The organism is Armatimonadota bacterium, assembly GCA_031459765.1.
Classification (GTDB): Bacteria; Sysuimicrobiota; Sysuimicrobiia; order Sysuimicrobiales; family Kaftiobacteriaceae; genus Kaftiobacterium; species Kaftiobacterium secundum.
The window spans coordinates 54,804-77,471 of the sequence record JAVKHY010000006.1; the positions used below are offsets into that span (position 1 = coordinate 54,804).

The window sequence follows — 22,668 nt, forward strand, 5'->3', positions numbered from 1 at the left end:
CGGCCGGATCCCGGTGACCTCAGCGCAGGGCCTGGCCCATCTGCTGGACGAGGGCGGTGAGCGGCGCGGGGAACACGCCCAGCGCCAGGGTGGCCGCCACCGTGACCAGCAGGGCCGCCGTCAGCCAGCGGTCCCCGGTCAGCGTCACCTCCCCCCGCGGCTCGCCCGTGAACATGGTGTAGGCGACGCGCAGGTAGAAGTAGGCGGAAACCACGGAGGCCAGGACGCCGACCACGGCCAGAACGGGCTGCCCCGCGTCCAGCGCCGCGGTGAAGACGTAGAGTTTGCCGATGAACCCGGCGGTGGGAGGGATGCCGGCCAGGGAGACCATGAAGACGGTCATCGCCGCGGCCAGGGCCGGCGAACGGGACGCCAGCCCGGCCAGGTCGGCGATCTGGTCCGCTTCCCCGCTCCTGCGGGCCACCTGCAGGGCCACGGCGAAGGCGCCGAGCGTCATGAAGGCGTACACCAGCAGATAGAAGACGGCCGCCCGGGCGCCCTGGTCCGTCCCCGCGGCCACGCCGATCAGGATGAACCCGGCGTGGGAGATGCTGGAGTAGGCCAGCAGCCGCTTCAGATTCGTCTGGCGCAGGGCGGCTAGGTTCGCCAGGGCCATGGTGAGGAGGCTGAGCAGGGCGAGCACCCCGGCCCACCGCGCCTCGGATCCCACAGGAGGAGGGAAAACCCGCAGCAGGGCGGCAAAGGCGCCGACCTTGGCGATGACGGACATGTACGCCGTGACCGGCAGCGGCGCGCCTTCGTAGACGTCGGGCGCCCAGCCGTGGAACGGGACGAGGGCGGCCTTGAAGGCCAGCCCGATCAGCAGCAGCCCCACGCCGGCGTCCAGGAGGAGCGGCGGGGCGGGCGCGGCGGCCAGCCGGACCAGGGCGGTCGATCCGGTCGCGCCGTAGACCAGGGCGATGCCGTAGAGGAAGATCGCGGTGCTGAAGGCTCCGAGCAGGAAGTACTTCATTCCCGCCTCCTGGGACCGCAGGTCGGTGCGGGCGAAGCCGGCCAGGACGTACAGCGGGATGGACAACGTCTCCAGCCCCAGGAAGACCATGATCAGGTCGGTGCTCCCCGCCATGACCATCGCCCCCAGGGCCGCGGTCAGCACCAGGGCGTAGAACTCGCCGGCGGCCAGCCGCGTCCGCTCGACGTATGCCGCCCCCAGGGCCAGGGCCAGCAGCGCGGCCAGCAGCGCGGCGACCTGGAAGACCATCGTCAGCGGGTCGCGTCCGTACATCCCGCCGAACAGCGACGGCTGCCCGGAATCCAGGCTGAAGGTCGCCCAGAGCGCCGCGCCCAGCGCCCCGGCCGCCGCCCACCGCAGACTCCCCTGCCGGTGGGAGGGCAGAAAGGTAGCCCAGACCATGACCAGCAGCGTCGCGCCGGCCACGATGAGTTCCGGCGTCAGGGCCCGCACCTCGGCGGCGGCGGGCGTCACCGGCGGGCCTCCACTGACTCCACCAGCGCCCGCACCGAGGCCTCGGTCCGCGCCAGGAGGGCGTTGGGGAACAGGCCGATCCAGAAGATGAGGAGGATCAGGGGGATGAAGACCAGCAGCTCGCGGGCGCGCAGTTCGCTCAGCCGCGCCCTATCCCGCGCGGCGAGCGGGCCGTGCATCACCCGCTGGTACATCCACAGCAGGTACACCGCGGAGAGGACCACGCCGCCGGCGGCCAGGACGGCATAGGCCGGGACGGCGCGAAAGGTCCCGAGCAGGATCAGAAACTCGCCCACGAAGCCGTTTGTTCCGGGCAGCGCCATGGAGGAGAGCATGATGATCGTGGCCACGACGGCAAAGCGCGGCATGAGCGCCGCCACGCCGCCGTAGTCGTCCATCAGCCGGCTGTGGGTGCGCTCGTAGAGCACGCCCACCAGCAGAAACAGGCCTCCCGTGCTGATGCCGTGGTTGACCATCTGCAGGAGGCTGCCCTGCAGGCCTTCCACGGTGAAGGCGAAGGCGCCGAGGGTGACAAAGCCGAGGTGGCTGACGCTGCTCATCGCCACCAGCCGCTTCATGTCCTGCTGGGCCCAGCTCACCGCGCCGCCGTAGAGGATGCCGACGACGGCCAGGACGCTGAGCCACGGCGCGAACTGCCGGGACGCCTCGGGAAACAGCGGCAGGAGGAAGCGCAGGAAGCCGTAGGTGCCCATCTTCAGCAGGACCGCGGCCAGGACCACGCTGCCCGCGGTCGGCGCCTCGGTGTGGGCGTCGGGCAGCCAGGTGTGCAGCGGCCAGACGGGGACCTTGATGGCGAAGGCCAGGGCGAAGGCGCCGAACAACCAGGCCTGCAGGGGCATGCCCGGCCGGAGGTCCCGGAGGACGAGCCAGTCGAAGCTCCGCGCCCCCGGGGGGCCGCTGTGCAGGTGGAGGACGATGATGGCCACGAGCATCAACGCGCTGCCGACCATGGTGTAGAGGATGAATTTGTACGCCGCGTAGGTCCGCCGGTCCGAGCCCCACAGGCCGATGATGAAGTACATCGGGATGAGCACGGCGTCCCAGAAAACGTAGAACAGCACCAGGTCCAGGCTGAGGAAGGTGCCCAGCAGCGCCGTCTCCAGGACCAGCATGCTGACGGTGAACTCCTTCACCCGCTCGGCGATCGCCGTCCACGACGAGAGCAGGGCCAGGGGCATGATCACCGCGGTGAGGGCGACCAGTGGCAGGGAGATCCCGTCCACCCCCAGGTGGTAGGAGAGCCCGAGGCCGCCCACCCAGACCGCCCGCTCCTCGAACTGCACCGCCGCCGTACCCGCCTCGAAGCGGGCGAAGACCAGCAGGGCCAGGGCCAACGCGCCGAGCGAGGCGGCCAGACCGGTCCAGCGGATGGCGTCCTCTCGCCGGCGGTCCAGCAGGGCGGCCGCGACGGCGCCGGCCAGGGGGAGGAAGACCAGGGCGGACAGCAGCTTCATCGCAGCCGCCAGAGCCAGTAGCCCAGCATCAATACGGTGCCGGCCAGGATCGCCGCGGCGTAGTGGCGCGCGTAGCCGGTCTGCAGACGGCGCAGCGCTCCGCCGGCCCGCCCCACGGCGGCCGCCACGCCGTTCACCGCGCCGTCGATCACGCCCAGCTCCACGGGGCCGGCCAGGGTGCGGCCGAGCCATCGGGCCGGCGCCACGACGGCCCGGGCGTAAAGCGGATCCAGGAGCCAGTGGCTCTCCAGGAACGGCCGCAGCGCGCCGAGACGGGGTTCGCGCCGCCCCCGGTACACAGAGACGGCGAGCAGGATCCCGAGCACCCCCACGGCGGGTGGCGCCACGGTCGCCCACCGCGGGATGCCGTGCTCGAGGACCTCCAGGCCGAAGAACTGCTCCAGACTGTGAAGCAGCGGGCGTCCGGCGACGTGCGCTCCCAGGATCCCCCCGACCGTGGAGAGCAGGGCCAGCGCGGCCATCGGCCACAGCATGACGGCCGGGGCCTCATGGGGATGGGCCGGCCCGGGCGCGGCCGGCGGCGGGGCGAAGGTCATGATGGCGGCGCGGGTGATGTAGACCGAGGTCACCAGGGCGGCGATCAGCCCCACCAGCCACACCGCGAGGAAGCCGGCGGCCGGCCCGCGCGCGAAGGCCGCCTCCAGGATGAGGTCCTTGCTGAAGAAGCCGGCGAAGGGCGGCACGCCGGCCATGGCCAGGGCGCCGATGAGAAACCCCCACATCGTCCAGCGCATCGGCCCGCCCAATCCGCCCAGTCGGCGCATGTCGATGACCCCGTGCATGGCGTGCATCACGCTGCCCGCGGCCAGGAAGAGCAGCGCCTTGAAGAAGGCCTGGGTCGTCAGGTGGAACATCCCGGCCTGGGGGGCCAGGACGCCCATGCCGAGGAACATGTACCCGAGCTGGCTGATCGTGGAGAAGGCCAGCACGCGCTTGAGGTCCCACTGCACCAGAGCCACCGTCGCGGCGAAGACGCTGGTGGCCGCCCCGATTGCGGCCACCACGGGGAGGACGGTCTCGGCCCGCAGGAACAGCGGGTAGAGCCGGCCCACCATGTACACGCCGGCCGTGACCATCGTGGCGGCGTGGATCAGCGCCGAGACCGGCGTGGGGCCCTCCATCGCGTCGGGTAGCCAGGTGTACAGGGGCAGCTGCGCCGACTTCCCGGTGGCGCCGGCGAACAGCAGGAGCGTGATCACCGCGGCGGTGCCGGCGGAGATCGCGGTCGCCCGGGCCGCGGTCTCCCGCAGGTCCAGCGTCCCGGCGGTGAGGCCCAGGAGGATCATCCCGAGCAGGAAGGCGGCGTCACCGATGCGGTTGACCATGAAGGCCTTGCGTCCGGCGGTCGCCGCCCGCTCGCGGTCGAACCAGAAGGCGATCAGCAGGTAGGAACACAGCCCGACCAGCTCCCAGCCCACGAACAGGGCCGGCAGCGAATCGCCCAGCACCAGCAGCAGCATCGACCCCAGAAAGAGGTTGAGGTAGCTGAAGTAGCGGCTGTAGGCGGGATCGTCCCCCATATAGCCGATGGAGTAGACGTGGATGAGGAAGCCCACGCCGCTGACGACGAGCACCATCACCGCAGAGAGGGGGTCCAAGAGCAGCCCCAGGCGGATGTGGACGTCGCCGGAGCGGATCCACTCCCACAGGGGCACGGCCCAGCCGGAGGCGACCTGCGGATTCCGAACCGCCGCCAGTGCGGCGGCGAAGGAGAGGCCGGCACTGCCGGCGCCGAGGAGCCCGACCGCCTGCCGGGGCAGTCGGCCGGCGAAGATCCCGTTGAGGAGCCACCCGGCCAGCGGAAAGGCGATGATCAGGATCAGCAGCATCGGCGGATCTCAGCCCCGCAGCAGGTCCACGTCATCGATATCCACGGTCTCGCGGGCGCGGAAGATGGCGAGGATGATGGACAGGCCCACCACCACCTCCACCGCGGCCACGACCATGACGAAGAACACCGTCACCTGCCCCTCCAGCGAGCCCAGCTGGCGGGCGAAGGCGACAAAGGTCAGGTTCACCGCGTTCAGCATCAGCTCGATGGACATGAAGACGATCAGGGCGTTGCGCCGGATCAGCACGCCGACGGCGCCCAGGGTGAAGAGGACGGCGCCGAGCGCCAAGTAGTAGGCGACGGGGATCACGGCGGCGCTCCCCGGGCGAGGACCACGGCGGCGACGATCCCGACGATCAGGATCATCGAGGCCAGCTCGAAGGGCAGGACGTACCGGGTGAACAGCGTCTCCGCCACCGCCTGAGCGGTGCCGAACTCCCCGCCCACCGCCGGCGGCGGAGGGGTGGCGGCGGTGCGGAGGACGGCGGCGGCCGCCGCCAGAAAGGCCGCGGCCAGGACCAGCCCCACCGGCCGCTGCCGGGGCAACTTGGTCGCCCGGCCCTCACCGCTGCGGATGTGCAGGAGCATCACGACGAAGAGGAAGAGGACGACGATGGCGCCGGCGTAGATGATCACCTGGAGGACGGCGATGAACTGCGCAGCCAGGAGGAGGTAGAGGACGGCCAGGCTGCCCAGGACCAGCAGGAGGGCCAGGGCGGCGCGGACCGGCGGATGGGCCAGGATGATGCCGACCCCCCCGGCCAGGGCGCCTGTTGCCGCCAGGATGAAGAGGACGACCTCCGCCACCTGCGCCTCCACGACCCGCTACACCTCCCGTCCCGGGTCCCGCCCCGAGGCGCCGGGATAGGGCTCCGTCAGCATCGGCTTGGTGTAGATCAGCGACTCCCGCGTGTACCCCGCCAGTTCGTACTCCCGGCCCAGGACGATCGCCCCCGTGGGGCAGGCCTCCTCGCAGAACCCGCAGAAGATGCAGCGGAGCTCGTTGATCTGGAACTCCTCGGCGTACCGCTCGCCCTTGCTCACCTGGCGCTCGGGAGTGTTCTCCGCCGCCCGGACGTAGATCGCCTGCGAGGGGCAGACGATCACGCACAGCTCGCACCCCACGCAGCGCTCCATCCCGTCCTCGTAGAGGGTGAGCCAGTGGCGGCCCTTGAAGCGGGGCTGGACGGCGGTGCGCTTCTCCTCGGGATACCGGATGGTGATGGGCGGCTTGAAGAGATAGCGGAAGGTGATGCCCAGCCCCCTGAGCATCGCCGCTCCCCGGCGCAGGTACGCGGCGGCCGCCGCCCCGGTCCTCATGGGGCCCTCAGGAGGACGACCGCGGAGGTGACCACGATGTTGAGCAACCCCAGCGGCACCAGCACCTTCCATCCGAAGGCCATGAGCTGGTCGTGGCGCACCCGCGGCAGCGTCGCCCGCAGCCAGATGAAGAAGAAGATGAACACGAAGGTCTTCAGGAAGAACCAGACCGCCCCCGGCAGGAGCGGCCCCTGCCAGCCGCCCAGGAACAGCGTCGTCGTCAGGGCGCTCATCGTTACGATCCCCAGGTACTCGCCCGCATAGAACATGGCGAACCGGAACCCCCCGTACTCCGTCTGGTAGCCGGCGACCAGCTCCTGCTCCGCCTCCGGCAGGTCGAAGGGGGCGCGGTTGGTTTCGGCCACGGCGGCGGTGAGGAAGAGGAGGAAGGCCACGGGCTGCAGGACGACGAACCAGAGGCGCCGCTGCGCCTCCACGATCTCCACCAGGCTCAAGGTGCCCGCGGTCAGGACGACGGCGATGACGGCCAGCCCGAGGGCGAGTTCGTAACTGATGAGCTGGGCGCTGCTGCGCAGGCTCCCCAGCAGCGAGTACTTGTTGTTGGAGGACCATCCGCCGAGGATGATCCCGTAGACGCCGATGGAGGAGGCGGCCAGCACCAGCAGGATCCCCACGTTCACGTCCGCCAGGTACAGCGCGACGCGCCGGCCGAAGAGGGAAACCTCCGGGCCGAAGGGGATGACGGCATAGACCAACAGCGCCGTGGTCATGCTGATCGCCGGCGCCACCAGGTAGACGAGGACGTCCACCTGAGCCGGGCGGAAGCTTTCCTTGAAGAGGAGTTTCACGCCGTCCGCCAGCGGCTGGAGCAGCCCGAAGGGTCCCACGCGGTTCGGTCCGTAGCGCACCTGGAACTTCCCCAGCAGCCTGCGCTCCAGCAGCGTCATGTAGGCGAAGGCCGTCAGCAGCGCCAGGATCAGGATCGCGCTCTTGACGGCGGCTTCCAGCGCGCCGGTCATAGGCCCGCCACCCGCACGCGCGTGACCGGATCGCCGGGGTCCACCAGGACGTTCACCGGCGCGGCGTCGAATCCGCGCGGCACGTAGGCCTGTCCGGGGAGGATCGCCGTCGAGAGGCGGGCCCGCAGGGCGAGCGCTCCCCGGGGCGAGGACACCACGACCGGATCGCCGTCCTCCACGGCGGCGCGCCGGGCGTCCTCGGGGTGCAGGATCGCCCACGGCTCGCCGGCCAGGTCGGCGACGGCCGGGGCCCGGGCGCTCATCGCCCCCCGGTCGAACAACACCTCCCCCACGATCAACGTCAGCGGAAACGGCGGATCGAGCGGTGAGGGACCGGAGGCGGACACAGGCGCCGTCGGCCCGGGCCGGGCGCCGGCGGTACCGCCGTTTCCTTCCTCCGCCGGACGGCGCGGCGCCAGCGGCGCCCGCTCACCCAGGCGCAGTTCGGGGATCACCGCGCGCATCTCGTCAAAGATCTCCTCCCAGTCGCTGTACGCCACGGTGGCCCCGAGGACGCGGGCCAGGGCGGCGAGGATCTGCCAGTCGCCGCGCGCGGCGCCGGGTCCCCGGACCGCGGCGCGGATCCGCTGAATGCGGCCCTCCAGGCTGGAGACGGTGCCGTCCTTTTCCGGCAGAACGAGCGCCGGAAGGACGACGTCGGCGTCCTGCGCGGTCTCGGTGAGGAACGCGTCCTGGACGACGACGAAGGGAACCCGCGCACGCGCCGCGGTCCACCGGGACCGGTCCGGGACGTCGGTGGCGGGATCCCCGCCGATGACGTAGAGGACGTCCAGTCTTCCGGCCGCCGCGGCCTCGATGATCTCGGGCGCCGTCAGACCTCCTTCGGCGGCCGGCGGCGCTCCCCACAGCCGCTGCAGCTCCCCGCGCACCTCCTCCAGCGGCCGTCCGCCCGGCGCGGTGTCGGGCAGCAGCCCTCCCAGCATCGCCCCGAAGACGTTGCCGCGGCCGCGCAGCACCGACGGACGGACGCCCCATCGCCTGCAGATCGCCCGCACCTCCGCCAGCGCCTCCGGCCCGTCGACGGCTTCCAGCGCCGCCCTGCCGATCATCACCAGCGGCCGCCTCGCCCCGCGAAGGGCCGTCGCCGCCGCCGTGATCCGGTCCGGCTCTACGCCTCCCGCCGACGCCCCATCCCGGTCTCCGTCCAGCGCGTGCCGGAGCGCCGCGAGGACCGCGCTCCCCTCGCCGTGCCGGTGCAGCAGGTGGTGGGCCAGGTGGCGTTCGACCTCCAGGGCCTTGGAGGTCACCGCGACGACGGCCGTCCCGCGGTCGAGGGCCTGTTTCAGGCGTAGCCAGAGCACCGGGTACTCTTCGGTGAGGTCGCATCCCACCAGGAGGACGACGTCGGCGTCGGCGATGCCGGAGATGGGTGTGGTCAGCCCCCAGGTCAGGCCCAGACTCGGGCTGCCCCGGCGGGCATCCAGCCGGCAGTCCAGGTGCGGGGTGCCGACGACGCTGCGGAAGACGCGCGCGGCGACGTAGGCGTCCTCGTTGCTCATCCGGCTCCCGCCCAGCAGCGCCACCTGCGCTCCGCCCGCGGCGCGGATCCGACGGGCCACCGCCTCCAGCGCCTCCTCCCAGGAGGCGGGCTGCAGCGCGCCGTCGCGGCGCACCAGGGGTTCGGTCAGGCGCTCGGGGTGCTGGACATAGCCGTGACCGAAGAATCCCAGGTCGCACAACCAGATATCGTTGACTTCGGGCCGCTCGCCGGCCCGGGTGCGCCGGATGACGTTCCCGCGGACGTCGAAGGTCACCGCGCAGCCCACCCCGCACAGCGTGCAGACACTGTCCACCGGGTGGTTGTCCCAGGGACGCGCCGCGAACCGGTAGGACTTCGCCGTGAGGGCGCCCACGGGGCAGATGGCGATGGTGTTCCCGATGAACTTCGAGCGGACGGGCTGCGTGAAGGGCGTGTTGATCTCGCTCCGGAAGCCCCGGTCGAACCCCTTCAGCGCGTCGTCGCCGGCGACCAGTTCCCCGAACCGCACGCACCGCCAGCAGAGGATGCAGCGCTCGCGGTCCAGCACCAGCACCGGGCCCAGGGACACCGGCTTGGCGAAGTCGCGCTTCGTCTCGATGAAGCGGCTGCGGCCCGGTCCCCAGCGGAAGGTCTGGTCCTGGAGGGGGCACTCCCCGCCCTTGTCGCAGATCGGACAGTCCAGCGGATGGTTGATCAGCAGGTACTCGAGGATGGCCTCCTGCGCCGCCTTCACCTCGGGGGTCGTGGTGTGCACGACCATCCCCTCGGCCGCTTCCAGCGTGCAGGAGGTGGCCAGCTTCGGAACCTTCTCCACCTGGACCAGGCACATCCGGCAGGCGCCCAGCGGCGGCATCCGGTCGTGGTAGCAGAAGATCGGGATCTCGATGCCGGCCCGCCGCGCGGCGTGCCAGACGGTGGTGCCCCGGGGCACGGTCACCGGGCGGCCGTCGATGGTCAGGGTCACGGTCGGCGCGGGCTCGCTCATACCTGGACCGCCGTCTTCACGTCGCAGTGTCCGGTGCGGACGTGGTGGTCGTACTCGTGGCGGAAGAACCGCAGCGAGGAGTAGATGGCGGGCGGCACGCTCTCCCCCAGGGGGCAGAAGCACGTCCCCGTCATCCCCCGGGCGATGCCGTCCAGGAGCTCCAGATCCTCCGGCCGTCCTTTTCCGTGAAGGATCCGGTCCAACACCTGGCTGAGCCACACCGTGCCCTCGCGGCAGGGGGTGCACTTGCCGCAGGACTCGTCGCGGTAGAACTCCACCGTCCGGGCCACCACCTCCACCATGCAGGCGGTGTCGTCCATGACGATGAGCGCCGCCGACCCGAGCATCGCGCCGTAGACATCCAGTTTCGCCAGGTCGTAGTCCATGGGCGTGTCGAGGTAGGCCGCGGGCAGGATCGCCGAGGAGGTCCCTCCGGGGAAGCACGCCTTGAAGGCCCGTCCCGGGCGCAGGCCCCCGGCCGCCTCGATCACCTGCCGGATCGACGTGCCCAGCGGCAGTTCATAGACGCCGGGGCGCTGCACATGACCGCTCACAGAGAAGAGAATCGGCGGGCCCTGCTCCCGGTACCAGGCCTCTCCCCGGGCCAGGATCCAGGCCACATGGCACAGCGTCTCGACGTTGTTCAGCGCCGTGGGCTGCATGTACAGCCCCTTCACGGCTGGATAGAAGGGAGGCTTCAGACGCGGCATGGCGCGGCGGCCCTCCAGGGACTCCAGCAGGGCCGTCTCCTCCCCGGCGATGTAGGCGCCGGCGCCGGTGGCCAGGACCAGGTCCAGGTGGTAGCCGCTGCCCAGGATGTCGCGCCCCAGGTAGCCCCGCTCGTAGGCCTGGGCGATCGCCCGCTCCAGAACCGCCCGGGCCCGGTGGAACTCCCGGCGCAGGTAGATGAAGGCCTGGTGGGCGTCGACGGCGTACCCGGCGATGACGATCCCCTCGATCAGCCGGTGGGGGTCGCCCTCCATCAGCGTGCGGTCCTTGAAGGTGCCAGGCTCCCCCTCGTCCGCGTTGACGACCACATACTTCGTCACCGCCGGATCCCGCGGGAGGAACTTCCACTTGCGGCCGGTGCCGAAGCCCGCGCCACCGCGGCCGCGCAGCCCCGACCGCTCCACCTCGTCCACGACCTCCTCGGGACGCATCGCCAGCGCCCGCCGCAGCCCTTCGTAGCCGCCGCGCGAGACGTAGGCGTCCAGGTCGCCCTGATCGGGCTCGTGGATGTACTTCAGCAGGAAGGGCTCAGGCATAGCGCTCCAGGATCTCGCCGATCTGCTCCGGCCGCAGCGGGCCGTGCCGGTCCGGGCCGACCATCACCACCGGGGCCGCCTCGCAGGCGGCGAGGCACTCCGCCGTCTTGAGCGTGAAGCGGCCGTCGGGGGTGGTCTCGCCGACCTGAATGCCCAGGCGGCGCCGGAGGTCGTCCAGCACCGCCCGACACCCGTTGAGCAGGCAGCTGACGTTGGTGCACACCTGGATGAGGTGGCGCCCCTCGGGCCGGAAGCGATAGAGGTGGTAAAAGGACGCCACGGCCGCCGCCTCGGAGGCCGGCAGCCCCAGCAGGGCGGCCACCTCCGCGACGACCTCGGGATGGAGCGCCCCGGCCTCCTCCTGCGCCACGAACAGGGCGCCGAGGAGGGCGGAGCGCGGCTGCGGGAACTGTCCCGCCAGCCTCACGATCGCCGACCGGGCGGCGTCGGACAGCCTCATCGGTCCACGTCTCCCAGGACGATGTCGATCGAGGCGATGGCCACCACGACGTCGGCCACGTAGTTGCGAAAGAGCATCACCGGCAGCGCCTGGAGGTTGTGGAAGGACGGCGCCCGCACCCGCACGCGCACGGGACGGTTGCTGCCGTCGCTGACGACGAAGTAGCCCTTCTCCCCGCGCGGAGACTCCACCGCGGCGTAGACCTGCCCCGGCGGGGGGTGGATGCCCTCGCTGACCAGCTTGAACTGGTGGATGACCGCCTCCATGCTCCGCACCAGCTCCCGCCGCGGCGGAAGGGCCACCTTCCGGTCGTCGATCAGCACCGGCCCCGGCTCCAGCCGGTCCAGCGCCTGACGGATGATCCGGCAGGACTGGCGCATCTCTTCCATCCGCACCAGGTACCGGTCGTAGGCGTCGCCCCGCCGACCGAGGGGGACGTCGAAGTCGTACTCCTCATAGCCGCCGTAGGGGAACGCCTTGCGCACATCGTAGTTCAGCCCCGAGCCCCGGCCGATGGGTCCGGTGCAGCCGTAGCGCAGGGCGTCCTGCCGCGTCAGCACGGCCACCCCCTCGGTGCGCTGCCGCCAGATCAGGTTGTCGCTGAGCAGCCGCTCGTACTCCTCCAGGCGCCGGGGGATCTCCTCCACCACCTCCCGGACCCGCGCCGGGAACTCCTCCGGGATGTCCCACTGCAGCCCCCCGATGCGCATGTAGCCGTGCATCATGCGCTGGCCGGAGACGGCCTCGAAGAGGTCCAGGATCCGCTCCCGGTCGTTGAAGCAGTACATCAGCAGGCTGGTCACGTTGACGTCGATCGCCGAGGTTCCGAGCCAGACCAGGTGCGAGGCGATGCGCGACAGTTCGGCCAGGATGATCCGGATGATCTCGGCCCGGCGGGGCGGCCGGATCCCCAGCAGTTTCTCCACCGCCAGCACGTAGGCGTGCTCCTCGATCATCGTCGCCAGGTACTCGATGCGCGGGGGAAAGACGATGTTCTGGTGGTAGGTGCGGGTTTCCATCTCCTTCTCGAAGCCGGTGTGCAGGTAGCCGATCACCGGCTCGGCGCGCAGGATGACCTCGCCCTCCAGCTCCACCATGAGGCGCAGCACCCCGTGGGTGCTGGGATGGTGGGGCCCCATGTTCAGGACGATGGCCTCGCGCGCCAGCTCGGACATCTCAGTCCTTCCGCGGCGGGGTCCTGGGGATGATGGCGCTGGGCGGCTTGGGAGTGTGGCCAAAGAACTGCACCGGCTCTTCCACCAGCGGGTAGTCCTTGCGCAGCGGGTGGCCCTCCCAGTCGTCGGGCATGAGGATGCGCTTGAGGTCCGGATGCCCCAGGAACCGGATGCCGAACATGTCGTACACCTCGCGCTCCAGCCAGTTGGCGCCGGGATACACTTCCACCGCGGTGGGCACTGTGGGATCGCCTCCGGGCAGACGCATCGCCAGGCGCAGCCGGGCCGGGGGATCCAGCGCCGTCAGCAGGTACACCACCTCGAAGCGGGGCTCGGCGGGATGGCGGTCGACCGCCGTCAGGTCGGTGAGCATGAGGAAGCCCAGATCCCGGGCGCGGACCAGCGCGTCCCGGATGCTGTCGCGGGAGACGAGGAGGGTCAGCTCATCCCGGAACCGCACCTCCTCCTCGGCCAGGCCCCGGAAGGCCTGCGCCACCTCTTCCCGCCGATCCGTCACCGCCGGCTCCGGGCCGCGGGACCGGCGGCGATCAGTTCCTGCAACTTGGTGAAGCCGTACAGCAGCGCCTCGGGGCGCGGCGGACAGCCGGCCACGTAGACGTCCACGGGGATGAGTTTGTCCACGCCCTGCACCAGGGCGTAGTTGTTGAAGACGCCGCCGCAGGAGGCGCAGTCGCCCATGGCGATGACCCACTTCGGCTCCAGCATCTGCTCGTAGATGTGCTTCACCACCGGGGCCATCTTCTGGCTGACCCGGCCGGAGACGATCATCAGGTCGGCCTGGCGCGGCGAGGCCCGGAACAGCTCGCTGCCGAACCGGGCGATGTCGTAGCGGGACTGGGCGGCGGAGATCATCTCGATGGCGCAGCAGGCCAGCCCGAACTGCACCGGCCATACGGAGTTGCTGCGCGCCCACCCCACCAGGCGCTCCACGGTGGTGGTCAGGATGTTGCGCTGCAGAGCGGCGACCTCGGCGTCGGTCGCCTCGGCAGAAGCGCGCGTCCTGGAGATCATTGCCATTCCAGAGCCCTCCGGCGCCAGGCGTAGACGAAGCCGACTCCCAGGACGGCCACGAACAGGAGCATCTCGATCAGGCCGAAGACCCCCAGCCGGCGGGCCACCACCGCCCAGGGGTAGAGGAAGACGGCCTCAATGTCAAAGAGCAGAAAGAGCATGGCGATGAGGTAGTACCGGATGGGCACGCGCTCGCGCGCGGAGCCGATGGGCCAGACCCCGGATTCATAGGGTTCTGCCTTCCCCGGCAGGGGGCGGCCGCGGCCCAGCACGCTGTGCAGCGCCAGCAGCGCCACGACGAGGGCGATGATGAAGCTGAAGTAGATGAAGATCGGCAGGTAGTCCGCCACCACGCGTCCCCGGAGGCGCTGCTTCCTTCACGATGATTACAGAGATGGTGGGGGGTGTCAACGCCGCAGGTCCGCGGGGCGCAGCGCCGCCCGCACCCGAGCGACGATCTCGGGTGTGACCTGCAGCAGATAGTCCACCTCAGCCGGGGTGGTGCCGCGGCCGAGGGAGAAGCGCACCGTGCCCTTCGCCGCCTCCGGGGGCAGCCCGATCGCCGCCAGCACGTGGGAGGGCTCCAGGCTGCCCGAGGTGCAGGCCGATCCGCTGCTCGCCGCGACCCCCTGGAGGTCTAAGGCGACGAGCAGCGACTCGCTGTCCGTCCCCTCGAAGGAGACGCTGAGCACCCCCGGCAGGCCGGCCTGTGGATCGCCGTTGCGTCTGGCCCCGGGAATCGCCGTCAGCCCCGCGGCCAGACGGTCGCGCAGCGCGCGCAGGCGGACGGCCTCCTCGGCCATCGTCTCTTCCGCAATGCGCACCGCCTCGCCGAACCCGACAATTCCCGGGACGTTCTCCGTGCCGGCGCGGCGGTTGCGTTCATGGGCGCCGCCGTGCTGGATGCGAGCCAGCGGGGTCCCGCGGCGCACGTACAACGCCCCGACGCCCTTGGGGCCGTACCGTTTGTGCGCGGAGACGGAGAGCAGGTCCACGGACAGCGCGTCCACCTTCACCGGGAGAATGCCCAGGGTCTGCGCGGCGTCGGAATGCATCACCGCGCCGTGGTCGCGGACCAGTCGGCCGATCTCCTCCACGGGCTCGATCGTGCCGATCTCGTTGTTCGCGTGCATCACGCTGACCAGGATCGTATCCGGCCGCAGCGCGGCCCGAACGTCGTCGGGATCGACCCGGCCGAACCGGTCCACGGGCAGGATGGTGATCTCGAAGCCGCGGGCGGCCAGGAAGCGGCACGACTCGAGGACGGCGTGGTGCTCCACCGCCGTCGTCACGATGTGCTTCCCCCGGTGTTCGGCGGCATACGCCGCCCCCAGCAGGGCCAGGTTGTCCGCCTCGGTGGCGCCGCTGGTGAAGACGATCTCCTGCGGAGCGGCCCCGATGGCGGAGGCGAGGATCTCCCGGGCGCGCTCCACCGCCTCGCGGGCCTCCTGTCCCCAGGCGTGGATGCTGCTGGCGTTTCCGAACCGCTCGGAGAAATACGGCAGCATCGCCGCGACCACCCGCGGATCCACCGGTGTGGTGGCGGCGTGGTCGGCGTAGACGCGCATCAACGGGAAAGGGCCAGGGCGATCCCGGGCACGAGCGGCGTGCCGCCGCGGACGGGGGGAAGTTCGAGCGCGCGGACGGCCTCCCGGGCCGCGAGGAGCCGCAGGTGGCTCTTCACCTCCCGCAGCGGAACGCGGCGCCGGAGGACCAGGTAGCGGATCTGCTGGGCCCGTTCGATGTCCCGCCAGGTATAGAGGCGCCGCCGTGTAGCGGGCTCACGGCGAGGGGAGAGCAGGCCCCGGGCCTCCCACCGCCGGAGGGTGCCGGCAGAGACGCCCACCAGGCTGCTGGCGACGGAGACAGTGAACAGAGGCTGCGTTTGGGACTTCATGGCCACGGCCCCCCGTCCTGCCCTCCCAGTATAGCAACGGGCCGGACCCCGGCGGAACAGCCGAACAATGGGTCGAAACATGGCCACAGAGGGCTAATTTCAGTGAAATCTGGAGATATCGTGAGAAAAATGCAGTCCTTGCCCGTATTCGGCCATCGGAAGTTTTAGAATCGCCTAGATCAGGACTGGAATTGCATCAGGGGGAGGTTCCTATTCGCCGAAAGCCGCGGCGACGAAGGTTCGCATGATGCGGGCCGTGGCCCCCCAGATCACGTACGGCCCGTACTCGAAGAAGGAGACCTCGACCTGCTCGCCCGCCGGCCCCATCCGCACCTCGACACGCCGCCGGGCGGGATCTCGAAACACGCTCAGAGGAACAGAGAGCACCTCGGCGATCTCCTCCACGCTGACCCGCAGGGCGGTGGGAGGGGGAACGACGCCCACGACAGGGGTGATGACGAAGCCGCTGACGAGGGTATGGACGTCGTCCAGCAGTCCCAGCACCCGTACCTCCCTCCGGGGAATCCCCAACTCCTCCTCCATCTCCCGCAGCGCGGTCTCCACCGGGTCCTGGTCGGCGGCGTCCGCCTCTCCGCCCGGCAGCGAGATCTGTCCTTTGTGGTGCTCCACCGTCTCGGTCCGCCGGGTGAACAGGACGCAAATCTCCCCCCCGTCCCGGAACAGGGGAAGGAGGACGGCGGCGCGTCTCAACGCGGCGTCTGCGATGATCCGCCGGCGGATCCCCGCCAGGCGGCGCTCCACCACGGCGAAGAAGTCTTCAGTCATTCGGGCCGCCCCGATTGGGATCGAACATCTGCTCGACGCCGCGTGTTGGGGAGGAGGCCGTCGTTCTCTACAATATATGGAAACTTCGGCAGGAATCCGCCGACGGACCGTGAATACGACCAGAGACCCTCAGGGGGGAGGAGCCACCAGTCTGGGCTTGACCGTCCACGACAGGCTCCCCACACAGCAGCATCCGGATACCACTCCTCCTCTGCCTGCACCTCCTCCCTGGGGTCGGTCTGCCGGTCCCAGGGACGCGACAGACCGCGGGGCGAGGGGGACGAGGGCAGGTCATGGTCGTCTATAAACCCTTCGAGGAACGGACCGTCGATACCCAGTACCGGGACCTGCTGCAGCGGATCCTCACCTCCGGAGAGGAAGTCCCCACGCGGCAGGGAGTTCCGGCGCTCCGCGTGGTCGGCCACCTGATGCGCTTCCCGCTGGACAACGGCTTCCCCCTCATCACGGAACGCGACCTCGTGAGCAGACCGCGGACGCGCCCCTCTCCCTTCCACCAGGCCGTGGCGGAGATCTGCGCCTTTCTCAACGGGGCGCAGACGCGGGAGGAACTGGAGGCCTTCGGCTGCTACTGGTGGGCCGACTGGGTCACGGCGGAGGAGTGCGCGAAGTTCGATCTGTCTCCCGGGGATCTGGGACCGGGCTCCTACGGTGCGGCCTTTCGGCGCTTCCCCACCGCCGAGGGGGGGGTCTTCGATCAGGTGGCGCACCTCGTGGCGCAGATCAAGACCGCCCCCCACCTGCGCCATCACGAGCTGACCCCCTGGATCCCCCAGTACCTGCTCCAGGGCGACGGCCGCCGGCGCCGGGCGGTGGTGCCGCCCTGCCACGGGTGGATCCACGTCCACGTCAACCCCGGCACCCGGAGCCTCATCCTGAGCCACCGCCAGCGCAGCGCGGACGCGCCGGTGGGACTGGTCTTCAACCTGATCCACTACGGGGCTCTGGCCCTCATGCTGGGGCAGGTCACGGGGTACCGGCCGACGGAACTGGTGTATTTCATCGACGATGCCCATATCTACCTGAATCAGATCAAGGACGTCGAGGAGTTGCTGTCCACCTCTCCCCAGCGCCTGCCGACGGTGAGGCTCGACCCCACGGTCCGCGATCTCTTCGCCTTCCGCCCGGAGCACTTCGCCGTCACCGACTACTTCCCGCAGCTCCCGCGCCGGCGGATCCCGACACCGGTATGATCCTCTCCCTGGTCGTCGCCGTCGCCGACAACGACGTCATCGGGCTGGCCGGGGACCTCCCCTGGCGCCTGCGGACCGACCTTCGACGGTTTCGGGAGTTGACCTGGGGGCGCACCGTGATCGTGGGACGCCGGACCCACGACGCCATCGTGCGACGGCTGGGCGGCCCGCTGCCGGGGCGCCGCACCATCGTCCTCTCGCGCCGGCGGGCGGCCGCGGAGGGGTGCGCGGTGGCGGCGTCGTGGGAGGAGGCGCTGGCCCTGGTCCAGGGGGAAGACGAGGTGTTCGTCATCGGCGGCGCGGAGGTCTACCGTCTGGCCCTGCCCTATGCGCAGCGCATCTACCGCTCGCGCGTGCACGCCGCGCCGGACGGGGACACCGTGTTCCCCGAGCTCGATCCCGCGCAGTGGCGGGTGCTCCGGGCCACGGCGCACCCGCGCGGCGCCGGGGACGACTTCGACCACACCTTCGAGATCCTGGAACGCGCCGCCGTCCCCGTCCGGTGAGCCGCGTCAAGCCCCGCGCGCTGCCGGCGGGATCGTCGTAATCCAGAGGGGTCGAGTTCTTCAGGCGACAACCGCGACGATCCCCTGGACGCGCGGCAGCCCCCTGGCCAGCAGGCGCCAGGTGTCCCCCTCGTCCGCGCTGCCGTAGATCTCGCCCGCGGTCGTGCCGAAGTAGATCCCGGCCGGCTGCAGGCGGTCGGCGTCCATCCCGTGGCGCAGGACCACGGTGTGCACCTTCCGCGGCAGGCCCTCGCCCAGCCGCTCCCAGCGGGCCCCGCCGGTGCGGCTGCGGTAGACCTCCAGCGCCCCCTGGATGCAGGAGTTGTGCTTCTTGCACCGGCCCTGGTAGGCCGGGACGACGTACACAGTTCCCCGCTCGCGCGGGTGGACGGCCAGCGGGAACCCGTGCCGGTCGGGCAACCCGGCCGAGATGTCGGTCCAGGAGCGCCCGAAGTCGTCGCTGCGGTAGACGCCGCAGTGTTGCTGCCGGTAGACGGTGCTGCTCGCCGCCGGAGAGATTCCGATGCGGTGGGTGCAGGAGTGGACCTGGGAGAGGTGGGCCTCCACCGTCCTGGCCCGCTCTTCCGCCGGCACCTCCTTCCCCTGAAGCGACCGATCGGCGTCGGGGCAGGATTCGACGACGCCGGTGCGCGCGTACTCCCACGTCTCCCCGCCGTCCTCCGTCCGCAGGGCCCCGTGGTTGGTGCTGCTGACGACGATCATCCGCCTGGGGTCCTGCGGGTCGAAGTGGATCCCGTGGAGCGAGTTGCCGATCGTGCCGAACCCCCAGTCTCCCCACCGATCCTCCTTGCCCGGCGCGTTGAGGTAGCCGGGGACGAGCGACCAGGATTTCCCGCGGTTCTCGCTCTTGAAGAGATAGCTGAAGTGGGTCCCGACCCACAGTTCGCGCGGCTCCCGGGGATTCACGGCCACGGTCCAGACCTTGCGGATGGGCAGGCCGTCGTTGAGCGGGGTCCAGCTGCGGCCGAAGGTTCTGCTGCTCAGGACGCCCTCGTTGCCGGTGGTGGCGTAGAGCGTCCTGCTCTTCCCGTCCCACGCGCAGTGGGTCACGGACACGCCCCGGAGCAGCGGGCCGCGCCGGCGCCACCGGGCGCGGCGACCGTCGCTCTCCAGGACGAACAGCCCGTCCACCGTGCCTGCCAGTACCAGGACCCTGGGCATCGCCGCCGCCTCCGGGGATGAGTCGGAGGGTAGCGTTCGGTGTCCGCAGAACCCTCCCCTGCCGAACACTGCTGTCCCTCCGGAGGCTCCGATGCGCCTGTGCACCTACCAGATCAAGGGAGACGCCCGGCTCGGTATCGTCGTGGGCGAGGCGGTCGTCGATCTGCACGCGGTGGCCCGCCGCCGCAAGATGCGAGACCTGCCCCGGGAGATGCTGGGGCTCATCGCCGAGGTCCCCGCCGCCGCCCTGCGCGCGCTGGCCCGCGAGGCGGAGCGGTGGGTGGCGGCCGGGCGCCCGACCGTCCCGCTCCGATCGGCCAGACTGCTGGCACCGATTCCCCGGCCGCGGAAGAACATTGTCTGCATGGGTCGCAACTACGCCGAGCACGCCCGGGAAGGGGGGAACGAGCCGCCCGCGGCGCCGGTCTTCTTCACCAAGCCGCCCACCGCGGTGGTCGGCCCCGACGCCCCCGTGATCCACCATGCCGTGACCGAGCAGCTGGACTACGAGGTGGAGCTGGTGGCCGTGATCGGCCGCCGCGGCCGGGACATCCCGGAGGAGCGGGCGCTGGACTACGTCTTCGGCTACACCATCATGAACGATGTCACGGCGCGCGATCTCCAGGACCGCCACCTGCAGTGGTTCAAGGGCAAGGCGCTGGACACGTTCGCGCCCCTGGGCCCCTGGATCGTCCACCGCTCGGCGATCCCCGACCCCCAGCGCCTGCGCCTGTCGCTGCGCGTCAACGGCGAGGTGCGCCAGCAGTCCACCACGGCGCACATGATCTTCCCCGTGGCCCGGCTGATCTCGGTGCTGTCGGCCGGCATGACCCTCGAACCGGGGGACCTGCTGGCCACGGGCACGCCGGAGGGCGTGGCCAAGGGGATGAAACCTCCGCGGTGGCTGCGGCCGGGCGACGTGATGGAGGCGGAGGTGGAAGGGATCGGCGTCCTCCGCAACCGCGTCGTCGCGCCGCGCTGACCGCTCCGCACCGCCTTCCCTCCGACCCCTTAGGTGAAGGAGTTGGCGGAGGCGGGACGAACCGCATTCCCAATTGTGGACTCTGTTCCTGATTCTGGAACACTCAAGACGCTGCAGAAGGCCATCGAACTCCTCCGCTGTTTCGATGCCGTCCACCCGGTGCTCGGCATCTCCGACCTCAGCCGCCGCCTGGGCCTGCCGCGCAGCGTGGTGTACCGCATCGCCACCACGCTGAAATCGGGAGGTCTCCTGGAACAGGAGGCCGGGTCGCGACGGTATCGCATCGGCATCGGGCTGTTCGATCTGGGGGCCCGCTACACGCACCGCCACCGATGGCTGCCGCTGGTCCTGGAGGCGCTGAAGGATCTGGTCGCCTCCACCGGCCACACCGGGTACATCGGCGTCCTGGCCGGCCCCGACGTCGTGGTGCTGGCCTCGGAGGCCGGCGCCCACCGGGTGCGTCTCGTGGTCAAACCGGGCGAGCGTTTCCCGGCGTACGCCACGGCGATCGGCAAGGCGCTGTTGGCCCGCCTGCCGGATGAGGAGGTGGCCCGCCTCTACGCCCGCACCCCGTTGACCCCACTGACCCGGGCCACCCTGCGCGAGATCCCGGCGCTCCTTGCCGAACTCGCGCGGACCCGGACCCGGCGCTACGCCGTCGCCGACCAGGAGACCTTTGACGGAATCAAAGCCGCGGGCATCGGATTCGCCAGTGCCGCAGACGGGGAGTCCTTCGCCCTCAGCGTCTCCTATCCGATCGCCGGTGTCTCCCGGCAAGACGAGCGGCGCATCGTCGAGGCCCTGCTCCTGCGGGGCGAGCGCCTGGGCCGGGCATTGGGCGACCGCTGGTGGAACACGGAAGCGAGGAGGCCGCGCCGGTGAATGCCGTCGCGCTGCCCGGCATCCGGGGCGACATCCGCTCCCTGGGTGCGGCGGTGCAGGGCCGGCCCTACCTGGCGCTGGCGGCGCTTCCTGTGGCCTTCTTCGGGGTCTTTCTCCTCTACCCGCTGGCGCTGATGTTCCTCGTCAGCATCCGGAACTACGCGCCGGCCCAGATCGTCGGGGACCGCATCACGCTGGAGAACTACCTGCGGTTTCTCCTCGACCCGTTCTATCGTCGGATCCTGCTCTCCACCCTCCGGCTGGCGGCGGTGGTGAGTGCGACCGCCCTGCTCCTCGCCTATCCCCTGGCCTACTACCTCTCCCGCACGACCAGCCGGGCCAAGGGGTGGCTCATCTTCCTGCTGCTGACGCCGCTCATGGTCGGGATCGTCGTCCGCACCTACGGCTGGATCGTCCTGCTGGGACGCAGCGGGACCGTCAACCAGCTGCTGCTGGCCCTGGGCGTGGTCCGGGAACCGGTGCGCATCCTGTTCACGGAGACGGCCGTCGTCCTGGGCCTGATCGAGGTCCTCCTGCCCTACATGATCTTTCCCCTGATCTCCGCGCTGCAGAAGGTGGATCCCACGCTGGAAGCGGCGGCCGCCACCCTGGGTGCCGGCCCGCTGGAGGTGCTGCGGCGGGTGGTGCTGCCCCTCAGTCTGCCCGGCATCGTCTCGGGCACGGTGATCGTCTTCACCCTGTCCGCGGGCGCGATCGTGACCCCGGCCATCCTGGGCGGCCCGCGCACGCAGACCATGGGAACGCTGATCTACCAGCTCATGACCGCCACGTTGAACTGGCCCTTCGGCTCCGCGGTCGCCTTCATCCTCCTGGCCTTCGAAGCCTTCCCCGTCTTCCTCTTCTTCGCCGTGACGGCCCGGGGGCGGGGAGGGAGAGGACCGTGATGCCGCTCCGGGCGCTGGGACGCCTCTATCTTGTGTCGGTCTTTGCCTTTCTCCTCGCCCCCGTCGTGGTCGCCGTGCTCACGTCCTTCAACCCCACCCGGCTGAACCTGTTCCCGCCGCAGGGGGTCTCGCTGACGTGGTATCGGGAGTTCCTCCAGGCCGAGAACTTCACCCACGCCTTCGTCGCCGTGAGCCTGAAACTGGCCCTGATCGTCGCCGTCGTCACGGGGCTCCTGGCCCTGCCCGCGGCGTATGCGCTCAGCCGCTATCGGTTCCGGGGGCGCACCCTGCTCCAGACGCTGTTCCTCTCGCCGATGATGGTCCCCCAGATGGTGGTGGGGATCGCCCTGCTGCTGTTCTTTGCCCGCCACACCTTCGCCGACGAGCTCCGCATCGTGGTCGGCCACACGCTGATCGCTTTGCCCATCGCCGTCCGGGCCATCACGGCCAGCCTGGAGGGCAGCGATCCCCAGCTGGAGGAGGCGGCCCTGAGCCTGGGCGCCAATCCCCTGCAGACCTTCACCCGCGTCACGGCGCCGCTCATCGGCTCCGGGCTGCTGGCCGCGATGCTGTTCGCCTTTACCCTCTCCTTCACCGACGTGAACGTGGCCCTGTTCCTCACCGGCCCGCGGACCACGACGCTGCCGGTGGAGGTGTTCGCCTACCTCCGCTGGGAGAGCACGCCCATCATCGCCGCGATTGCCGCGGTGCAGGTGGCGATGATCCTGGCCATCGCCCTGGTGATCAACCGGCTGGCCGGGCTGGATGCCGTGGTCAGGTACTGACGAGTCTGCAACACCATCCAGGCCATCGAGGAGGAGGTGG

General features: G+C 70.5%; 24 protein-coding genes. 6 read left to right on the top strand and 18 right to left on the bottom strand.

All coding sequences use genetic code 11. The features are described from left to right. Window positions 1–19: 19 nt before the first annotated feature. The 17 genes from QN141_08785 to QN141_08865 form a co-directional block, all read right to left on the bottom strand. Entirely contained in the window at window positions 20–1,447 is a 1,428-nt protein-coding gene (locus QN141_08785; protein MDR7558572.1) for an NADH-quinone oxidoreductase subunit N, read from the bottom strand. After that, entirely contained in the window at window positions 1,444–2,922 is a 1,479-nt protein-coding gene (locus tag QN141_08790; protein MDR7558573.1) for an NADH-quinone oxidoreductase subunit M, read from the bottom strand. Before QN141_08790 ends, QN141_08785 begins: the two co-directional genes overlap by 4 nt. After that, window positions 2,919–4,772, bottom strand: a complete 1,854-nt coding sequence (nuoL, locus tag QN141_08795) for an NADH-quinone oxidoreductase subunit L (protein ID MDR7558574.1) — start codon at window positions 4,770–4,772, stop codon at window positions 2,919–2,921. Before nuoL ends, QN141_08790 begins: the two co-directional genes overlap by 4 nt. Before the next feature lie 9 nt (window positions 4,773–4,781). Further along, window positions 4,782–5,081 (bottom strand): NADH-quinone oxidoreductase subunit NuoK, encoded by a 300-nt coding sequence (nuoK, locus tag QN141_08800; protein ID MDR7558575.1) that lies wholly within the window; start codon window positions 5,079–5,081, stop codon window positions 4,782–4,784. Then, on the bottom strand, window positions 5,081–5,581 hold the full coding sequence (locus tag QN141_08805; protein ID MDR7558576.1) for an NADH-quinone oxidoreductase subunit J: 501 nt from the start codon (window positions 5,579–5,581) through the stop codon (window positions 5,081–5,083). Before QN141_08805 ends, nuoK begins: the two co-directional genes overlap by 1 nt. 18 nt (window positions 5,582–5,599) lie before the next feature. Beyond that, entirely contained in the window at window positions 5,600–6,094 is a 495-nt protein-coding gene (gene nuoI / locus QN141_08810; GenBank protein MDR7558577.1) for an NADH-quinone oxidoreductase subunit NuoI, read from the bottom strand. Next, the gene (gene nuoH / locus QN141_08815) at window positions 6,091–7,074 is read right to left on the bottom strand and encodes an NADH-quinone oxidoreductase subunit NuoH (GenBank protein MDR7558578.1); all 984 of its coding nucleotides are present in this window, start codon (window positions 7,072–7,074) and stop codon (window positions 6,091–6,093) included. Before nuoH ends, nuoI begins: the two co-directional genes overlap by 4 nt. Further along, complete coding sequence (gene nuoG, locus QN141_08820; protein MDR7558579.1) at window positions 7,071–9,560, bottom strand: NADH-quinone oxidoreductase subunit NuoG; 2,490 nt, start codon at window positions 9,558–9,560, stop codon at window positions 7,071–7,073. The genes nuoH and nuoG overlap by 4 nt, the downstream gene beginning before the upstream one ends. After that, window positions 9,557–10,825 carry an NADH-quinone oxidoreductase subunit NuoF gene (gene nuoF / locus QN141_08825; GenBank protein ID MDR7558580.1) on the bottom strand — a complete coding sequence of 423 codons (1,269 nt, stop codon included), beginning with the start codon at window positions 10,823–10,825 and terminating at the stop codon, window positions 9,557–9,559. Before nuoF ends, nuoG begins: the two co-directional genes overlap by 4 nt. After that, window positions 10,818–11,285 carry an NADH-quinone oxidoreductase subunit NuoE gene (gene nuoE, locus QN141_08830; GenBank protein ID MDR7558581.1) on the bottom strand — a complete coding sequence of 156 codons (468 nt, stop codon included), beginning with the start codon at window positions 11,283–11,285 and terminating at the stop codon, window positions 10,818–10,820. Before nuoE ends, nuoF begins: the two co-directional genes overlap by 8 nt. Beyond that, on the bottom strand, window positions 11,282–12,460 hold the full coding sequence (gene nuoD / locus QN141_08835) for an NADH dehydrogenase (quinone) subunit D (GenBank protein ID MDR7558582.1): 1,179 nt from the start codon (window positions 12,458–12,460) through the stop codon (window positions 11,282–11,284). Before nuoD ends, nuoE begins: the two co-directional genes overlap by 4 nt. A 1-nt stretch (window position 12,461) precedes the next feature. Further along, a complete protein-coding gene (locus QN141_08840; GenBank protein MDR7558583.1) occupies window positions 12,462–12,977 on the bottom strand; it encodes an NADH-quinone oxidoreductase subunit C in 516 nt (171 codons plus the stop codon). Further along, on the bottom strand, window positions 12,974–13,492 hold the full coding sequence (locus tag QN141_08845) for an NADH-quinone oxidoreductase subunit B family protein (protein MDR7558584.1): 519 nt from the start codon (window positions 13,490–13,492) through the stop codon (window positions 12,974–12,976). Before QN141_08845 ends, QN141_08840 begins: the two co-directional genes overlap by 4 nt. Further along, window positions 13,489–13,842: an NADH-quinone oxidoreductase subunit A gene (locus QN141_08850; GenBank protein MDR7558585.1), complete on the bottom strand. Its 354-nt coding sequence runs from the start codon at window positions 13,840–13,842 to the stop codon at window positions 13,489–13,491. The genes QN141_08845 and QN141_08850 overlap by 4 nt, the downstream gene beginning before the upstream one ends. Before the next feature lie 57 nt (window positions 13,843–13,899). Then, the gene (locus QN141_08855) at window positions 13,900–15,060 is read right to left on the bottom strand and encodes a cysteine desulfurase family protein (protein ID MDR7558586.1); all 1,161 of its coding nucleotides are present in this window, start codon (window positions 15,058–15,060) and stop codon (window positions 13,900–13,902) included. After that, window positions 15,060–15,389 carry a MerR family transcriptional regulator gene (locus QN141_08860; protein MDR7558587.1) on the bottom strand — a complete coding sequence of 110 codons (330 nt, stop codon included), beginning with the start codon at window positions 15,387–15,389 and terminating at the stop codon, window positions 15,060–15,062. Before QN141_08860 ends, QN141_08855 begins: the two co-directional genes overlap by 1 nt. Before the next feature lie 210 nt (window positions 15,390–15,599). Continuing rightward, the gene (locus QN141_08865; protein MDR7558588.1) at window positions 15,600–16,175 is read right to left on the bottom strand and encodes a CoA pyrophosphatase; all 576 of its coding nucleotides are present in this window, start codon (window positions 16,173–16,175) and stop codon (window positions 15,600–15,602) included. A 293-nt stretch (window positions 16,176–16,468) separates the two neighbouring features. Between QN141_08865 and thyA the strand changes: the two genes are divergently transcribed. Both thyA and QN141_08875 read left to right on the top strand, forming a co-directional pair. Further along, complete coding sequence (gene thyA / locus QN141_08870) at window positions 16,469–17,386, top strand: thymidylate synthase (protein MDR7558589.1); 918 nt, start codon at window positions 16,469–16,471, stop codon at window positions 17,384–17,386. Next, window positions 17,383–17,892: a dihydrofolate reductase gene (locus tag QN141_08875; protein ID MDR7558590.1), complete on the top strand. Its 510-nt coding sequence runs from the start codon at window positions 17,383–17,385 to the stop codon at window positions 17,890–17,892. Before thyA ends, QN141_08875 begins: the two co-directional genes overlap by 4 nt. 60 nt (window positions 17,893–17,952) lie before the next feature. Here QN141_08875 and QN141_08880 read toward each other — a convergent pair whose 3' ends face one another. Beyond that, window positions 17,953–19,074 (bottom strand): hypothetical protein, encoded by a 1,122-nt coding sequence (locus tag QN141_08880; GenBank protein ID MDR7558591.1) that lies wholly within the window; start codon window positions 19,072–19,074, stop codon window positions 17,953–17,955. A gap of 91 nt (window positions 19,075–19,165) precedes the next feature. On the opposite strand from QN141_08880, the gene QN141_08885 reads away from it, so the two are divergent. From QN141_08885 to QN141_08900, 4 genes are all read left to right on the top strand, one after another. Beyond that, window positions 19,166–20,056, top strand: coding sequence for a fumarylacetoacetate hydrolase family protein (locus QN141_08885; protein MDR7558592.1), 891 nt, complete (start codon window positions 19,166–19,168; stop codon window positions 20,054–20,056). 75 nt (window positions 20,057–20,131) lie between these two features. Next, window positions 20,132–20,938: an IclR family transcriptional regulator gene (locus QN141_08890; protein ID MDR7558593.1), complete on the top strand. Its 807-nt coding sequence runs from the start codon at window positions 20,132–20,134 to the stop codon at window positions 20,936–20,938. Further along, window positions 20,935–21,843 (top strand): ABC transporter permease, encoded by a 909-nt coding sequence (locus tag QN141_08895; protein MDR7558594.1) that lies wholly within the window; start codon window positions 20,935–20,937, stop codon window positions 21,841–21,843. Before QN141_08890 ends, QN141_08895 begins: the two co-directional genes overlap by 4 nt. Next, window positions 21,843–22,628, top strand: coding sequence for an ABC transporter permease (locus QN141_08900; GenBank protein MDR7558595.1), 786 nt, complete (start codon window positions 21,843–21,845; stop codon window positions 22,626–22,628). The genes QN141_08895 and QN141_08900 overlap by 1 nt, the downstream gene beginning before the upstream one ends. Window positions 22,629–22,668: the final 40 nt, after the last annotated feature.

What these genes read in the sequence shown, in the direction of transcription:
- QN141_08790 (MDR7558573.1), bottom strand. Translation starts at nt 2,922, where the DNA reads ATGAAGCTGCTGTCCGCCCTGGTCTTCCTCCCCCTGGCCGGCGCCGTC.
- nuoL (MDR7558574.1), bottom strand. Translation starts at nt 4,772, where the DNA reads ATGCTGCTGATCCTGATCATCGCCTTTCCGCTGGCCGGGTGGCTCCTC.
- nuoI (MDR7558577.1), bottom strand. Translation starts at nt 6,094, where the DNA reads ATGAGGACCGGGGCGGCGGCCGCCGCGTACCTGCGCCGGGGAGCGGCG.
- nuoH (MDR7558578.1), bottom strand. Translation starts at nt 7,074, where the DNA reads ATGACCGGCGCGCTGGAAGCCGCCGTCAAGAGCGCGATCCTGATCCTG.
- nuoG (MDR7558579.1), bottom strand. Translation starts at nt 9,560, where the DNA reads ATGAGCGAGCCCGCGCCGACCGTGACCCTGACCATCGACGGCCGCCCG.
- nuoF (MDR7558580.1), bottom strand. Translation starts at nt 10,825, where the DNA reads ATGCCTGAGCCCTTCCTGCTGAAGTACATCCACGAGCCCGATCAGGGC.
- nuoE (MDR7558581.1), bottom strand. Translation starts at nt 11,285, where the DNA reads ATGAGGCTGTCCGACGCCGCCCGGTCGGCGATCGTGAGGCTGGCGGGA.
- nuoD (MDR7558582.1), bottom strand. Translation starts at nt 12,460, where the DNA reads ATGTCCGAGCTGGCGCGCGAGGCCATCGTCCTGAACATGGGGCCCCAC.
- QN141_08845 (MDR7558584.1), bottom strand. Translation starts at nt 13,492, where the DNA reads ATGATCTCCAGGACGCGCGCTTCTGCCGAGGCGACCGACGCCGAGGTC.
- QN141_08855 (MDR7558586.1), bottom strand. Translation starts at nt 15,060, where the DNA reads ATGCGCGTCTACGCCGACCACGCCGCCACCACACCGGTGGATCCGCGG.
- QN141_08860 (MDR7558587.1), bottom strand. Translation starts at nt 15,389, where the DNA reads ATGAAGTCCCAAACGCAGCCTCTGTTCACTGTCTCCGTCGCCAGCAGC.
- QN141_08865 (MDR7558588.1), bottom strand. Translation starts at nt 16,175, where the DNA reads ATGACTGAAGACTTCTTCGCCGTGGTGGAGCGCCGCCTGGCGGGGATC.
- thyA (MDR7558589.1), top strand. Translation starts at nt 16,469, where the DNA reads ATGGTCGTCTATAAACCCTTCGAGGAACGGACCGTCGATACCCAGTAC.
- QN141_08875 (MDR7558590.1), top strand. Translation starts at nt 17,383, where the DNA reads ATGATCCTCTCCCTGGTCGTCGCCGTCGCCGACAACGACGTCATCGGG.
- QN141_08880 (MDR7558591.1), bottom strand. Translation starts at nt 19,074, where the DNA reads ATGCCCAGGGTCCTGGTACTGGCAGGCACGGTGGACGGGCTGTTCGTC.
- QN141_08885 (MDR7558592.1), top strand. Translation starts at nt 19,166, where the DNA reads ATGCGCCTGTGCACCTACCAGATCAAGGGAGACGCCCGGCTCGGTATC.
- QN141_08900 (MDR7558595.1), top strand. Translation starts at nt 21,843, where the DNA reads ATGCCGCTCCGGGCGCTGGGACGCCTCTATCTTGTGTCGGTCTTTGCC.